The organism is Aquabacterium sp. (assembly GCF_034003525.1).
Classification (GTDB): Bacteria; Pseudomonadota; Gammaproteobacteria; order Burkholderiales; family Burkholderiaceae_C; genus Aquabacterium.
On the sequence record NZ_JAVEYN010000002.1, the window covers coordinates 67,023 to 81,196 of the forward strand.

The window sequence follows — 14,174 nt, forward strand, 5'->3', positions numbered from 1 at the left end:
AACTCCTTGTGTGGGTGCAGCCGTCGATCAGGCCTTCTTGTTGCGCAGGTAGCTCACGTCATCGTTGTTGACGAGGTCAGGCGTGGTCCAGCCGTTGAGGTCGTACTCACTCATGCAGCGGTCCACCAGCGCTTCCATGTTGGCCATGTCGCCGCTGCCCTGGGCTTCCCACAGGTTGGCCAGGCGGGTCACGTCGTTGGAGCCCAGGTAGTTGATTTCGTACAGCTCGCTGCGGCCACCGAACTCGGTGCCGATGCAGTCCCACAGCAGCTTCATGACCTTGACGCGCTGTTCGGCGTCCACACCGCCGGAGCCGCGCACGAAGCGGTCCAGGTAGCCACGCAGCTCGGGCGTCTTGAAGTCGTCGGCGTGCGAAGGCAGGTAGATCAGGCCGCTCGAGACGCTGGCTTCGATGATCTGCTTGATCATCGGGAAAGCGATCTGCGAGATCGTGCGGTAGGCCGCACCGTAACGGGCGTCCGGCTGCACCATGCCGTTCCAGGGCACATTGCTCTTGGCCATCGCGTCCGACAGGCCCCACATGGTGTTGCGCCAGGCGACCACTTCACCAAAGCGCGACTGCACGCCGTGGAAGCTCTTGCTGCCGGTGATGCTCAGCGCTTTGGACAGCACGCCCGTCATGAAGTCGAGCTTCACAGCCAGACGGGTGCAACCGTGCATGGCGGCGCGGGCGTTGAAGCCGGAGTCCGGGGCAAAGCGGTTGGCCAGGTCGACGTTGTTGTGCATGAACACGTCTTCCCAAGGCACGAACACGTTGTCCAGCACCAGGATGGCGTCGTTCTCGTCCATGCGCGAGGACAGCGGGTAGTCAAACGGGCTGCCCAGCACGGCGGCGCGCTGCTCGTTGGACATGCGCGAGATCATCTTCACGCCGGGCGCGCCGGTGGGCACGATGAACACGGGGGCGTAAGCGCCGTCCTTGATGGGGATCTGGCCGGCGTGGGCCACGAAGGTGAAGTGGGTCAGGGCCGAAGCCGTGGCCACCACCTTGGCGCCGCTGACATAGATACCGGCGTCGGTTTCACGCACCACGCGGATGAACACGTCATTGGTGTCGGCCGACGGCTTGTCGCGGTCCACCGGCGGGTTCATGATCGCGTGGTTGATGTAGGCGGTGCGCTCTTGGGCCTTGCGGTACCAGGCGGTGGCGTTGGCCTCGTAGCCCTTGTAGAAAGCGGCGTTGGCGCCCAGCGTGGCCAGGAAAGAGCCCTTGTAGTCGGGCGAGCGGCCCATCCAGCCATACGAGATGCGCTGCGATTCGGCCACGGCATCACGGGCGGCGACCTGCTCGGCCACGTTCATCGGGGCGCGGAAGTAGCGGTGGGTGTAGCCACCCCATTCGGTCTCGGTCGTCAGCACATCGCGGCGGGCCGGGTCATGCAGCGAATCGTAGAAGCGCGCGACCATGCGGGCCGAGTTGCGGAAGGCCGGGTGCTCGGCGATATTCTTGACGCGCTCGCCATAGATCCATACTTCGCGGCCGTCGTTCAGGCTCTCGAGGTATTCCTTGCCGGTGTAAGGAATCAGCGCAGCTTTGTTCATGGGTGCATTCATGATGGGTCTCGCTCGGTTAAGTCAGTGGGTAACAGACAGGGGGTTGAGAGAAAGGTCAGGGACCAATGGGGTTCAATGACGGGACAGGGCCATGGCGAAGATCAGGATCGCGCCGATGGACATGGTTTGGGCATAGGCACCGACCTGCATCAGGTTCAGGCCGTTTTGGACCAGCATGATCAGCAGGGTGCCGATCAGCACGGTGAAGGTGCGTCCCTGGCCGCCGGCGAGGCTCACACCGGCAATCACGCAGGCCGCAATCGATTCGAGGGGCAGACTGGCGCCGATGTTCGATTCGCCGGTGTCCAGGCGGGCGGTCAGCAAGATGCCGGCCAGCATGGCCATCAGGCTCGACAGGATGAAGGCGATGATGGTGACGCGGGTGGTGTTGACCCCGGACAGTTCAGCAGCGCGGGCATTGCCGCCCGTGGCGTACAGATGGCGACCAAAGCGCGACCACTCCAGCAGCACATAGGTCAGCACGACGAGCAGCAGGGCGACCAGCGAGGGGATGGGCATGCCGGCAAACTGACCGTAGCCGAAGATCTGACCCAGTTCAGGCGGCAGACCGTAGATGGGCACGCCACCGCTGACCAGCAAGGTGATGCCAAACAGCACCGACGACAGGCCCAGCGTCATCATGAAGGGCGGGATCTTGAACCAGGTGGCACCGATTCCGTTGATGACACCCACCGCCAGGGCGATGACGATCCCCGATGCGAGGCCCGCCGCAATGGCCAGACCCGGTGAATCCGGCATCGCGGCGTACACCGCGGCCATCACCGTGGCGCTCACGACCGAGGTCAGCGACACGACCGCGCCGACCGACAGGTCCAGCCCGCCGCAGATCAGCACAATGAGCTGGCCCAGCGCCACGATCAACAGGTACACGGACTGGCGAGACACATTGGTCAGGTTGTCTCCCGACAGGAAGCCGGGGGCCTGCCACGAGAACCAGATCAAAGCGGCCACGAACATCACGGGCAGCGCCAGTTGCTGGCGGTTGCGCTGCAGCCAGGGCAGCAGCTTGAAAGAGGGCGCGACGGGTTCCGGCGTCACAGACAGGGCAGCGGTGGGAGGGGATTGCATGGCAAGTCCTTGGAAGAATCAGAAAAACTTTTCGAGAATGCGGTGCTCGTCGTACTCTGGACGCTGGAACTCGGCCACGATGCGGCCCTCGTTCATCACCAGCATCCGGTGCGTCATGCCCATCAGCTCGGGCAAGTCGGACGACACCATCACGATGGCGGCGCCCGCCGCGCTCAGCTCACCCAGGCACTGGTAGATCGCCAGCCGGGCACCGATGTCCACGCCCACCGTGGGCTCGTCGAACAGGTAGACCTCGATGTCCTGGGCCAGGCCCTTGGCCAACAGCACCTTCTGCTGGTTGCCGCCGGAGAAGTTGCCCACGGGCTCGCGCAGGCGGTGCCTGGGAAATTCCACGCGGCCAGCCACGTCGTTCAGCAGCTCGCGTTCACGCTTGGGCTTGAGCCAGCGGCTGGCCACCGAGCCCCACACCAAGCCCGACAGCGACATGTTCTCGCGCGCCGGACGACCCAGGGCCAGGCCCTCGTTCTTGCGGTCCGACGGGCTGTACCAGATCTTGCTGGCGATCGCATCGGCCGGACGCTTGAGGTGCAAAGCCTGACCGTCCAGGCGAATCTCGCCCTTTTGCAAGCGATGCAGACCGAAGCAGGCCTGGGCCAACTCGCTCTTGCCGCAGCCCACCAGGCCAGCGATGCCGACGATCTCGCCCGCACGCACTTGCAAGCTGGCATCGCGCACCGCCACCTGGCCGACTTGGTGACGCAGGGTCACATGGTCCATCTCCAGGCGCACCGCACCGAAGTCTTCGCGCAGCACCGGATAGATCTTGGCCATCGTGCGGCCGGTCATCAGCTCAATGAGCTTGCTCTCTGGCGTGGTCGCCGGCACCGTGGCCACCAGACGGCCATCGCGCAGCACCGTCACCTCGTCGCCCAGCAGCGGGATTTCGTGCATGCGGTGGGTGATGTAGACGATGGCGGTGCCCTGGTCCTTGAGCTGGCGCACCAACTTGAACAGGGACTGCGCATCGTGCTCGGACAGCGACGCCGTTGGCTCGTCCAGGATCAGCACCTTCGGACGATGACGCAGCGCCTTGCAGATCTCGACCATCTGCTGCTTGCCACGCGGCAAGGTCTCGACACGGGCGTCCGGGTCCAGGTCAAAGCCCAGCACCTGGATCAAACGTTGAGCCTCTTCCCGTGCCTTGCTCGGCGACAAGATCACCCCCGCTGTCAACGGCTCCTCACCCAGGGTGATGTTGTCGGCCACGCTCAACATCGGGATCAGCGAGAATTCCTGGAACACGGCGCGCACGCCGTGTTGCCGGGACTCAGACACAGAGCGGAACACGCCCCGGAAACCTGCCACCTCGATCTCCCCTTCGCTGGGCTCACGGGCGCCCGCCAGCATCGAGATCAGGGTGGACTTGCCAGCCCCGTTCTCGCCGAACAGCACGTGCACCTGGCCGGCGCTCACACTGAAGCTGACGTCATGGAGTGCCAGATGCTGGCCGTAGCGCTTGCTCAGGCCATGGGCTTGCAGCACAGGCTGCTCGACCACATCGACGCGGGTGGGATGAAGCATGGTGACAGGTCTCTCAGAGGGTTCAGCGGTCCACGTTCAGCAGCTCACTTGCCACCGAAGCGGAAGACAGGCTTGAACGACGCCGGCGCCAGCACGGTGTCCGGCTGCAGCTTCGCGACATCGCTCTGGGTGAACACGCTGCCCAGGGTGCCAATGTCGGTGTGCTCGACCTTGTTCTCCAGCAAGCGCACGGCGGAGTCCAGCATGATCCGAGCCGTCAACACCACGGGCGCGCTACCGGCCGCTTCGATCGACTTGCTCTTGAGGCCCTGGTAGACGCCCGGGGTCATGTAGACCGACAGCAGCTTGACCTTGTCTTGCAGGTTGCGGGCGCGCAGCAGCGGCACAGCCGACTCGGCCATCACGGCGGTCCCCACCAGATAGTCCAGATCCTTGTGGGTCTGCAACAGGTCTTCCACCAAGCGAGCCTGGACTTCCTTGCCCACGTCGCCGTTCTTGGTTTCGACCACGACCACGGCGCTGTCCTTGATGCCTTCATGGAAGCCGGCGTTGAACGCCTCCACAAAGCCCGCGCCTGCAGGACCCGGCAACCAGGCCACCTTCACAGCCTTGCCACCCTTCGGGTACTTCCTGGCCAGGTACTGACCGGCACGCAGACCTTCGTCACGCGGGCTGGTCAGCACGCGCACGCCGGTGTCCTTGGAGGTCACGCCGTTGATGGCGTCCACCACGGGGATGTTCTTTTTCTTCAGATTGGCCAGCACGTTGTTCATGCCGTCAGCCGCAATGGCCACCATCACCACCGCATCGGCGCCACCGGCGGCGCAGTTTTCAATTTGCGAAATCTGGTTGCTCACCTGGGTGTAGCCGCCGGCGTCCATCACCTGAACGCGCACGCCCAGACGCTTGGCTTCTTCGACGATGCCGTAGTTGGCAGCCAGGAAGAAGGGGTCCTTCATGTGCGGAAAGGACACGCACACCATCCAGGGCTTGGAAGCCTTGGCGAGCGGCGAGTACGGCACCTGCGTGGTCTTGCCGTCCTTGGTGGAGTTCAAGGTCAGCGGGTACCAGTTGGCCGCTTGCGCGCTCACGGCACAGGCCAGCAAGCTGCCCAAAGCAGCACCCTTCAAAAGCATCTTGGCATTCAGCATCGTCATGTTCCCGAAAGTAGAGAAACCATTACAGAACCAATAGGGATGGGGCATTCAACGCAACGAACAGTTGTTCTCAGTGCGTGAACGCATGGTGTCAGCCGGTGCCATCAGCGTCTAATGAATCGTTGACGCCGAAAAAAAAGGAGGCAGTTATATCGACCGGGGGGTATCCCCAATGCGGCACGGAACTTGCGCACGTAACCTCGGCCCCTTCAACACGGAAGACCCATGGCTTTACTCGACTGGTACATCCGCGCCAACCTCAAGATCCGTCACTTTCAGGTGCTGGTGGCGCTCGAAGACTTTCGCTCCGTGCCGCGCGCGGCCATGTTCCTGGGGCTCAAAGAAGCGCAGCTCCTCAAGATGCTGAGCGGCCTGGAAGACTCTCTGGAAGCGCCCCTGTTCGTCACGAACGCCCATGGCATCGAGCCCACCGAACATGGCGCCTGCCTGATCCGCCATGGCCGTCAGGTGCTCAACCGCCTGCTCAATGCCCAGGAAGAACTGCGTGACCTGCAAGAAGGACGCGTGCCGCGCGTGAGCCTGGGCGTCAGCCCCTCGGTCACCGCTGGTCTGCTGCCACGCTTCATTGCCAAGCTTGAGGCCGAGGCCATGCCGCTGGCCGTGTCGGTGCGCGAAGGCACCATTTCCAGCCTCACGCACGATCTGCGTGTCGGCAGCCTGGACCTGGCCATCAGCATCCTGCCGCGCCGGCCCTTGAGCGAAGACCTCATGCACGAGGTGCTGTACGAGGAAGAGCTGGTGCTGGCCGTGCGCCGCGATCACCCACTCACCCAGCGACGCCTGCTCGACTGGAGCGTCTTGGAGCAGTACCCGGTGATCCTGTCACCGCAAGGCACCCAGGTTCGTCAGCACATCGATGCTTTCCTGACCCAGCATGCTCTCCAGATCTCACGCCTGCAGGTGGACTCCTCGTCCATCATGACCAATGTGGGCGTGTTGCAGGCCACGGACTCGATCGCCTTCCTGTCGCGCGATGTGGCCGAACAGTTCGCCAACGACGGTTTACTGGCATGCCTGCCCCTGAACCTGAACGAGACGCGCATGCGCATCGGTGCCATCTGGATGCGCGAACGCCACATGGCCATGGAGCTCAAGCTCGTGCACATGGTGTTGCGCGAATGCACACAGACGATGGCCAAGGCCGAGGCACAAGCGGCAGCACTGCAGCCCACCTGGCCCATGCAGTTCGACGCCCGTCCCTTGCACCATCACGAGTTCTGGTAACGGTGCTCCATGGCAGTGATCAGGTCCTGCGCATAGCCCGGCAAGCTGGCGCGGTCTCGCACCAGGATGAAGCGCTCGCGCACGCTCCAGGGGTCCGTCAAGCGCACCAGCGCGATGCGCAGGCTGTCCTGGTTGCGCAGCGCTGTGCTCTCGGGCACCACGCCCACACACACACCCGCGCCAATCATGCGGCACATGGCATCAAAGCTGCTCAGCTGAATCCGCAACTTGAGTGACTTGCCCAGCCGGTGCGCCTCGCCCTCGAGAAAGTTCTGCAAGGTGCTGCCCTGGTGCATGCCCACCAGGTCTTCGTTGATCACTTCGGCAAAGCTCACCGCCTTGCGACGCGCCAACGGGTGCCGGCGTGAAGCCGCCAACACCAGCCGGTCGGTGCTGAAGTGCAGGGCCTGCAGGCCCAAGGCGTCCACCTGGCCGGCGACGATGCCCAAGTCACAGCGACCGTCCAGCACCCCACGGGCAATTTCAGCATTCGGTTTTTCTTGAAGGTCCACATTGACCCGAGGATGCTCGGCCAGGTAATCGGCCAGCACATCAGGGAGGATGTCCGACACGGCCGTGGTGTTTGCATGCACACGCAAATGCCCGCGCAATCCGCCGCCGTACTCCTGCAAGTCCGAACGCATGGACTCCAGTTGACGCAGCATCACCCGGGCGTGATGCAAGAACGCATCTCCCGGTGGCGTCAGCTTGACGCCTCGTGCCTGTCGCACCAACAGGTCCATGCCCACCTGCTCTTCCAGGGCCTTGATGCGTGCACTCACAGCCGCCAGCGACGCATGCTGCAAGCCGGCCGCCCGGGTCAGGCTGCCCGACTCGGCCACCCGCACAAACAGCCTCAGATCCTGTAGATCGAAATGCACCGTGCTTCCCTTCAGACCATCTTCCGACGATGAGCCTTCAGATTATCCGAAGGCTCACTCCACAAATCCGTGATTGTGCACGCAGGACGGGGCTTGCATGATGGCCCCATCCTTTCCTGTCATCACGCCATGAACGACCGCACGCTGGACCCGGCCACCCTCACGCACCTGCAGACCTGGCTGGGCAAGACCGAGCTACTTACCGACGACGTGCAGGCTTCGGCCCTGCGCCGCTGGCACGCCACGCTCGACCATGCCGACGCCACTGTGGCCGCAGGCACACCGCTGCCGCCCCTGAGCCACTGGCTGTATTTCCTGCCCCAGCACCTGCAAAGCGAGGTCGGCTCCGATGGCCACGCCCGTACTGGCGGCTTCCTGCCCCCTGTGCCCCTGCCCCGCCGCATGTGGGCGGGCAGCCAGGTGCGCTGGGAGCGTGCCAACCCGGTGCAGGTGGGTGACGCCGTGCAAAAGCAGTCACGCATCGCCTCGGTCACCCACAAGTCAGGCCGCACCGGCGACCTGGTGTTCGTGCAGGTGGTGCACGAGGTGCACAACGCCCGTGGCCTGGCCATCACCGAAAGCCAGGACCTGGTCTACCGCGCCGCGGCCCAGCCTGGTGACCCCACGCCCGCGCCCAGCGCAGCGGAGCGCGATGCCCCCTGGCAACGCGACATCCGCGCCGACGAAGCCCTGCTCTTCCGCTACTCGGCCCTCACCTTCAACGGCCACCGCATCCACTACGACCGCCCCTACGCCACCGGCGTCGAAGGCTACCCCGGTCTGGTCGTGCACGGCCCGCTGATCGCCACCTTGCTGCTCGATCTGGTGCGGCGCCACGCCCCGCAGGCTCAGGTGTTGAGCTTCCAGTTCAAGGCCGTTCGCCCCCTCTTCGACATCCACGCCTTCACCGTCTGTGGCCGCCCCTCGGCCGACGGCCGTCAGGTCCAGCTCTGGGCCCATGACCACGAGGGCTGGCTGACCATGCAGGCCCACGCCGAACTGGCCTGAGCTCTCCGCCACATCCCCCTGACCTCTTTCGATCCGACCTCACCATGTCTCCTGCTGACCAAACCTTCCCCGACATCCGCGAAGCCGTCCGCGACCTGTGTGCCCAGTTCCCTGACGAATACCATCGCCAGATCGACGAGCAACGCACCTACCCCGAAGCTTTCGTCAACGCCCTGACCGAAGCCGGCTGGCTGGCGGCCATGATCCCGCAGGAATACGGCGGCTCCGGCCTGGGTCTGACCGAAGCGTCGGTCATCATGGAAGAGATCAACCGCAGCGGCGGCAATTCCGGCGCCTGCCACGGCCAGATGTACAACATGGGCACCCTGCTGCGCCATGGCTCCGAAGCCCAGAAGCAGTTCTACCTGCCCAAGATCGCCAGCGGCGAATGGCGCCTGCAGTCGATGGGCGTGACCGAGCCCACCACCGGCACCGACACCACCAAGATCAAGACCACCGCCGTCAAGCGTGGCGACCGCTACGTCATCAACGGCCAGAAGGTGTGGATCTCGCGCGTGCAGCACTCCGACTGGATGATCCTGCTGGCCCGCACCACCCCGCTCAGCGAGGTCAAGCGCAAGTCCGAAGGCATGTCCATCTTCATGGTAGACCTGCGTGAAGCCGAGAAGTCCGGCCTCACCGTGCGCCCCATCCCCAACATGGTCAACCACGAGACCAACGAGCTGTTCTTCGAAAACCTCGAGATCCCGGCCGAGAACCTGATCGGTGAAGAGGGCCAGGGCTTCAAGTACATCCTCGATGGCCTCAACGCCGAGCGCACCCTGATCGCCGCCGAGTGCATCGGCGATGGCTACTGGTTCATCGACCGCGTCAGCCGCTACGCCAAAGACCGCGAGGTCTTCGGCCGCGCCATCGGACAGAACCAGGGTGTGCAGTTCCCGATCGCCGAGTCCTACATCGAGATCGAGGCGGCCAACCTGATGCGCTACGAAGCCTGCCGTCGCTTCGACGCCCACGAGGCCTGCGGTCCGCAAGCCAACATGGCCAAGTACCTGGCCGCCAAGGCCAGCTGGGAAGCGGCCAACGTCTGCCTGCAGTACCACGGTGGTTTCGGCTTCGCCTGCGAGTACGACATCGAGCGCAAGTTCCGCGAGACCCGTCTGTATCAGGTGGCCCCCATCTCGACCAACCTGATCCTGTCCTACGTGGCCGAGCACATCCTGGGCCTGCCCCGCTCCTTCTGATCGCACGGAGTCCCGCCATGAGCACCCGACCGTTGGACGGCATCACCGTCATCTCCCTGGAGCACGCCATCGCGGCGCCGTTCTGCACACGCCAGCTCGCCGACCTGGGCGCGCGGGTCATCAAGGTCGAGCGCCCTGGCGTGGGCGACTTCGCCCGGGCCTATGACCAGCGCGTGCGCGGCGAGGCCTCGCACTTCGTGTGGGTCAACCGCTCCAAGGAAAGCCTCACGCTGGACCTGAAGAACCCGGAAGCCCTGGCGGTCCTGAAAGACCTGCTGCGCGATGCCGACGTGCTGGTGCAGAACCTCGCCCCCGGGGCCGCCGCCCGCATGGGTCTGGGCTATGAAGCGCTCAAGGAGAGCCATCCCCAGCTCATCTGCTGCGACATCACCGGTTACGGCGAAGACGGCCCCTACCGCGACAAGAAGGCTTACGACCTGCTGATCCAGAGCGAAGCCGGCTTCCTGTCGGTCACCGGCACCCCGGATGAGCCCTGCAAGGCCGGCAACTCGATTGCCGACATCGCCGCCGGCATGTACGCCTACACCAGCATCCTGGCCGCGCTCCTGCAGCGCCAGCGCACCGGAACGGGCAGCCACATCGACGTGTCCATGCTCGAAGCCCTGGGCGAGTGGATGGGCTACCCCATGTACTACGCCTTCGAAGGTGCCACGCCCCCGGCCCGCGCCGCCGCGGCCCACGCCACCATCTACCCCTACGGCCCGTTCGAAGCCGGCGATGGCAAGGTGGTGATGCTGGGCCTGCAAAACGAGCGCGAGTGGAAGGCCTTCTGTGCCACCGTGCTGAAGAACCCCACGCTGGCCAGCGACCCGCGCTTCGACGCCAACGCGCGCCGCAACCAGAACCGCCAGGCCCTGCGCACCATCATCCTCGACACCTTCGCCAGCATGACGGCCGAGCAGGTGCTGGCCCGCCTGGACGAAGCCCAGATCGCCAACGCCCAGATGAACGACATGGCCGGTCTGTGGGCGCACCCGCAGCTGAAGGCCCGCGAGCGCTGGACCGAAGTGGGCTCGCCCGCCGGCACCATCCCCGCGCTGCTGCCGCCCGGCCGTCACAGCGGCTTCGATTACCGCATGGACGCCGTGCCCCGCCTGGGCGAGCACACCGACGCCATCTTGCGCAGCCTGGGACGCGACGACGCCACCGTCGCTCGCCTGCGCGAAGCCTCCGCCATCTGATTGACCCCATCCGACCCCATCGAGGATCCCTCTGCGATGAGCACCCCCAGCGCCACCCTGGCCACCTTTGCCGCCCAACTCCGCTTTGACGACCTGCCCGCCAGCGTCGTCCACAAGATCGAGGACCTGCTGATCGACTGGTTCGGCTCGGCCGTGGCTGGCCATGGCTCCCGTCCCGTGGCCACCATCACCCAGTTCGCCCAGATGATGGGACCGGCCAGCGGTCCCGCTGAAGTGATCACCACCCGAGCCAGCACCAGCCCCTACCTGGCCGCCATGGCCAACGCGGCCGCCTCGCACGTGGCCGAGCAGGACGACGTGCACAACGGCTCGGTCTTCCATCCGGCCACGGTCGTCTTCCCCGCTGCGGTGGCCATGGCGCAGGCCCTGGGCGCCTCCGGTCGTGATCTGCTGACCGCCTGCGTCGCCGGCTACGAAGTGGGCATCCGTGTCGGTGAGTTCCTGGGCCGCTCGCACTACCGCGTCTTCCACACCACCGGCACCGCCGGCACCCTGGCCGCGGCCGCCGCGGTGGGCCACCTGCTCAAGCTCGACGCCAAGCAGATGCAGCACGCCCTCGGCTCGGCCGGCACCCAGTCGGCCGGTCTGTGGGAGTTCCTACGCACGGCCGCCGACAGCAAGCAGTTGCACACCGCCCATGCGGCCGCCGCTGGGCTGATGTCCGCCGCCTTGGCCCAACAAGGCTTCACCGGCGCCGCCGAGATCTTCGAAGGCCCACAGGGCATGGGCGTGGGCATGTCCACCGACGCCGATCCGGCCCGCCTGACCGATGGCCTCGACCAGGTCCTCACCGGTGGCCCCGTCACCCGCTGGACCACCGTCGAGACCTCGTTCAAGTACCACGCCTCCTGCCGTCACACCCACCCGGCAGCCGATGCCCTGCTGGCCGTGATGCAGGCGCATGGATTGAGCCACCACGATCTGGCCCAGGTCACCACCCGCGTGCACCAAGGCGCCATCGACGTGCTCGGCCCCGTGGTCAAACCGGTCACCGTGCACCAAAGCAAGTTCTCGATGGGCACCGTGCTGGCCCTGGTGGCGCAGTATGGCCACGCCGGCCTGGTCGAGTTCGAACACCACTTCCAGGACGAGGTCACCCAGGCCCTGCGCGACCGCGTCACCATGGTGCTCGACGAGGAAGTCGACCGTGCCTACCCCCGCCGCTGGATCGGCAAGGTCACGGTGCGCACTCACGACGGCCGTGTCTTCGACGGTCGCGTTGACGAACCCAAGGGCGACCCCGGCAACACCTTGAGCCGCGAGGAGCTGACCGCCAAGGCCCTGCGCCTGGCCGCCTTCAGCCAAGGGGCCAATCCGTCCGAGATGGCCGCCGCCGTCGACCGCCTGTGGCAGATCGCCACCTGGCCTTCCGTGGGCCCCCTGCTGCCGGAGCGCACCGCATGAGCCCGTCCACCACCTCACGCCTCGGCTGGGCGCGCAGCTTCCTGTTCGTCCCCGGTGACCGCCCTGAGCGCTTCGCCAAGGCCCTGGCCAGCGGTGCCGACCTCGTCATCATCGACCTGGAAGACGCCGTCGCCCCCGAGCGCAAAGCCGGTGCGCGAGAGGCCCTGCGGGCCGCCTGGTCCGGTCTGAGCGCCAATGACCGCGGTCGCCTGCTGCTGCGCAGCAACCCCCACGGCACCAGCGAGTGGGCCGCCGACCTCGCCCTGCTGCGCGATCTGCAATCCGCCTCCCACGCCCCTGGGCTGCTGGCCCTGATGCTGCCCAAGGCCGAATCCGGCACGGCGCTGCACGACATCGCCACACAGCTGCCCGGCCTGGCCCTGCTGCCCCTGATCGAGAGCGCCCAGGGCTTTGCACAGCTCGACGCCATCGCTGCGGCCTCGCAGGTCGCCCGCCTGGCCCTCGGTCACCTGGATCTGCAAGCCGACCTCGGCATGGCCTGCGGCCCCGATGAGGCCGAGCTCGCGCCTGCCCGCTGGGCCCTGCTCACCACCTCGCGCTGCCATCAGCTGCCGCCCCCGGTCGACGGCGTGACCGCCGCGGTCGACGACACCGAGGCCCTCACGCGCGATACCCTGCGCAGCCGCCGCTTTGGCTTCGGCGCCAAGATGTGCATCCACCCCAAACAGATCGAGACCGTGCACCGCGCCTTCCGCGCCAGCCCGGAGGAGACCGCCTGGGCCCAGCGCGTGCTCACCGCCGTTCAGCAGGCCAGCGGTGGCGCCATCCGTGTGGACGGTGCCATGGTCGATGCACCGGTGATTCGCTTGGCGGAACGGATCTTGCAACGTGCCCAGGCCACCCCATGACTCACTACACTCGACGTGTTGCTGAGATCGTCGCCTCAGAGCAGTACCAGGCCGCACGCCCATGACCTTCCCCCACGGCAACCTCGTCGCCAAACTCGAGTTCCGTCACCTGCAGATGCTGGTGGCGCTGGACGAACACCGCAGCGTCAGCAAAGTTGCGGAGCACCTCAATGTCAGCCAGCCGGCCGTCTCCAAGGCGCTCACCGCGCTCGAAGCCGAGCTGAACGTCGAGCTGTTCAAACGCACCATCCGCGGCATGGAGCCCACGGTGCGTGGCTCCAGCCTCATCAGCCACGCCCGCGACATCCTCAACGAGATGAACAAGGCGCACGACGAGCTGCTGCACATCCGTGAAGGCCGCGTGGCCAAGCTCTCGATGGGCGTGCTGCCGGCCGCCGCTGCCCTCCTCGTGCCGCAGTTCATCCAGCGCATCGAGGCCACCTCCGTCGGCGCGTCCATCCGCGTCGAAGAAGGCACCACCAGCACCCTGCTGCCCAAGCTGCGCTCGGGTGAGCTCGACTTCATCATCGGCAACCTCTCGCACTCCAACACCGCGTCCGACCTCACCACCCGCGCGCTCTACGAAGATCCCATCACCTCGGTCGTGCGCGTCGATCACCCCTTGCTGCATCGCCCCCACATCACCTGGGAAGACGTCGCCCAGTACCCGCTGCTGCTGCCCCCACCTCGCACCATCACCCGCGCGGCCATCGACGAGTTCTTCGCGCAGCACAACATCACCCTGCCCCGCCGCCACATCGACTCGGTCTCCAACATGACCAACATCGGCATCCTGCGCGCCACCGATGCCGTCGGGGTGCTCTCCAACGCCCTGGCCAACCGCTTCGTCGATCTCAAGCTGCTCGCCAAGCTGCCCTTCGTGTTGCCCAACATCTCCTTGCAGATGGGCCTCATCTGGCAACCCGGCCGTGAGCGTGAAGACCTGATGCGGCGCGTCTGCGCGGTCTTCGACGACATCGTCGCCACCCACCTCAGCCTCCGCGCCTGACCTGCG

General features: G+C 65.7%; 12 protein-coding genes. 7 read left to right on the forward strand and 5 right to left on the reverse strand.

The window, feature by feature from the left end; translation table 11 throughout:
• Positions 1 to 27: 27 nt before the first annotated feature.
• From RBT42_RS01785 to torT, 4 genes are all read right to left on the reverse strand, one after another.
• Entirely contained in the window at positions 28 to 1,563 is a 1,536-nt protein-coding gene (locus tag RBT42_RS01785) for a 4-hydroxyphenylacetate 3-hydroxylase N-terminal domain-containing protein (RefSeq protein ID WP_320362037.1), read from the reverse strand.
• Positions 1,564 to 1,647: 84 nt separating this feature from the next.
• Positions 1,648 to 2,664: an ABC transporter permease gene (locus RBT42_RS01790; RefSeq protein WP_320362038.1), complete on the reverse strand. Its 1,017-nt coding sequence runs from the start codon at positions 2,662 to 2,664 to the stop codon at positions 1,648 to 1,650.
• An 18-nt stretch (positions 2,665 to 2,682) separates the two neighbouring features.
• Complete coding sequence (locus RBT42_RS01795) at positions 2,683 to 4,206, reverse strand: sugar ABC transporter ATP-binding protein (RefSeq protein ID WP_320362040.1); 1,524 nt, start codon at positions 4,204 to 4,206, stop codon at positions 2,683 to 2,685.
• 44 nt (positions 4,207 to 4,250) lie between these two features.
• A complete protein-coding gene (gene torT / locus RBT42_RS01800; RefSeq protein ID WP_320362042.1) occupies positions 4,251 to 5,324 on the reverse strand; it encodes a TMAO reductase system periplasmic protein TorT in 1,074 nt (357 codons plus the stop codon).
• Between the two features lie 225 nt (positions 5,325 to 5,549).
• On the opposite strand from torT, the gene RBT42_RS01805 reads away from it, so the two are divergent.
• Positions 5,550 to 6,569, forward strand: coding sequence for a LysR substrate-binding domain-containing protein (locus RBT42_RS01805; RefSeq protein ID WP_320362044.1), 1,020 nt, complete (start codon positions 5,550 to 5,552; stop codon positions 6,567 to 6,569).
• On the opposite strand, the gene RBT42_RS01810 is transcribed toward RBT42_RS01805, so the two are convergent.
• A complete protein-coding gene (locus RBT42_RS01810; RefSeq protein WP_320362046.1) occupies positions 6,554 to 7,450 on the reverse strand; it encodes a LysR substrate-binding domain-containing protein in 897 nt (298 codons plus the stop codon). The genes RBT42_RS01805 and RBT42_RS01810 overlap by 16 nt on opposite strands.
• Before the next feature lie 129 nt (positions 7,451 to 7,579).
• Here RBT42_RS01810 and RBT42_RS01815 point away from each other — a divergent pair, with 129 nt between their 5' ends.
• The 6 genes from RBT42_RS01815 (at position 7,580) to RBT42_RS01840 (ending at position 14,168) form a co-directional block, all read left to right on the forward strand.
• Positions 7,580 to 8,458 (forward strand): MaoC family dehydratase N-terminal domain-containing protein, encoded by an 879-nt coding sequence (locus RBT42_RS01815; protein WP_320362048.1) that lies wholly within the window; start codon positions 7,580 to 7,582, stop codon positions 8,456 to 8,458.
• A gap of 44 nt (positions 8,459 to 8,502) precedes the next feature.
• A complete protein-coding gene (locus RBT42_RS01820; RefSeq protein WP_320362049.1) occupies positions 8,503 to 9,663 on the forward strand; it encodes an acyl-CoA dehydrogenase family protein in 1,161 nt (386 codons plus the stop codon).
• 17 nt (positions 9,664 to 9,680) lie between these two features.
• Positions 9,681 to 10,865 (forward strand): CaiB/BaiF CoA-transferase family protein, encoded by a 1,185-nt coding sequence (locus RBT42_RS01825; RefSeq protein WP_320362050.1) that lies wholly within the window; start codon positions 9,681 to 9,683, stop codon positions 10,863 to 10,865.
• A 36-nt stretch (positions 10,866 to 10,901) separates the two neighbouring features.
• Positions 10,902 to 12,290 carry an MmgE/PrpD family protein gene (locus RBT42_RS01830; protein ID WP_320362052.1) on the forward strand — a complete coding sequence of 463 codons (1,389 nt, stop codon included), beginning with the start codon at positions 10,902 to 10,904 and terminating at the stop codon, positions 12,288 to 12,290.
• The gene (locus tag RBT42_RS01835; protein WP_320362054.1) at positions 12,287 to 13,159 is read left to right on the forward strand and encodes a CoA ester lyase; all 873 of its coding nucleotides are present in this window, start codon (positions 12,287 to 12,289) and stop codon (positions 13,157 to 13,159) included. Before RBT42_RS01830 ends, RBT42_RS01835 begins: the two co-directional genes overlap by 4 nt.
• Positions 13,160 to 13,220: 61 nt before the next feature.
• On the forward strand, positions 13,221 to 14,168 hold the full coding sequence (locus RBT42_RS01840) for a LysR substrate-binding domain-containing protein (protein WP_320362056.1): 948 nt from the start codon (positions 13,221 to 13,223) through the stop codon (positions 14,166 to 14,168).
• The last annotated feature ends 6 nt before the right edge of the window (positions 14,169 to 14,174 follow it).

Excerpts from the sequence above, each read along its gene's own strand:
- torT (WP_320362042.1), bottom strand. The coding sequence starts at position 5,324 with ATGACGATGCTGAATGCCAAGATGCTTTTGAAGGGTGCTGCTTTGGGC.
- RBT42_RS01830 (WP_320362052.1), top strand. The coding sequence starts at position 10,902 with ATGAGCACCCCCAGCGCCACCCTGGCCACCTTTGCCGCCCAACTCCGC.
- RBT42_RS01840 (WP_320362056.1), top strand. The coding sequence starts at position 13,221 with ATGACCTTCCCCCACGGCAACCTCGTCGCCAAACTCGAGTTCCGTCAC.
- RBT42_RS01815 (WP_320362048.1), top strand. The coding sequence starts at position 7,580 with ATGAACGACCGCACGCTGGACCCGGCCACCCTCACGCACCTGCAGACC.
- RBT42_RS01825 (WP_320362050.1), top strand. The coding sequence starts at position 9,681 with ATGAGCACCCGACCGTTGGACGGCATCACCGTCATCTCCCTGGAGCAC.
- RBT42_RS01820 (WP_320362049.1), top strand. The coding sequence starts at position 8,503 with ATGTCTCCTGCTGACCAAACCTTCCCCGACATCCGCGAAGCCGTCCGC.
- RBT42_RS01835 (WP_320362054.1), top strand. The coding sequence starts at position 12,287 with ATGAGCCCGTCCACCACCTCACGCCTCGGCTGGGCGCGCAGCTTCCTG.
- RBT42_RS01785 (WP_320362037.1), bottom strand. The coding sequence starts at position 1,563 with ATGAACAAAGCTGCGCTGATTCCTTACACCGGCAAGGAATACCTCGAG.
- RBT42_RS01790 (WP_320362038.1), bottom strand. The coding sequence starts at position 2,664 with ATGCAATCCCCTCCCACCGCTGCCCTGTCTGTGACGCCGGAACCCGTC.
- RBT42_RS01795 (WP_320362040.1), bottom strand. The coding sequence starts at position 4,206 with ATGCTTCATCCCACCCGCGTCGATGTGGTCGAGCAGCCTGTGCTGCAA.
- RBT42_RS01805 (WP_320362044.1), top strand. The coding sequence starts at position 5,550 with ATGGCTTTACTCGACTGGTACATCCGCGCCAACCTCAAGATCCGTCAC.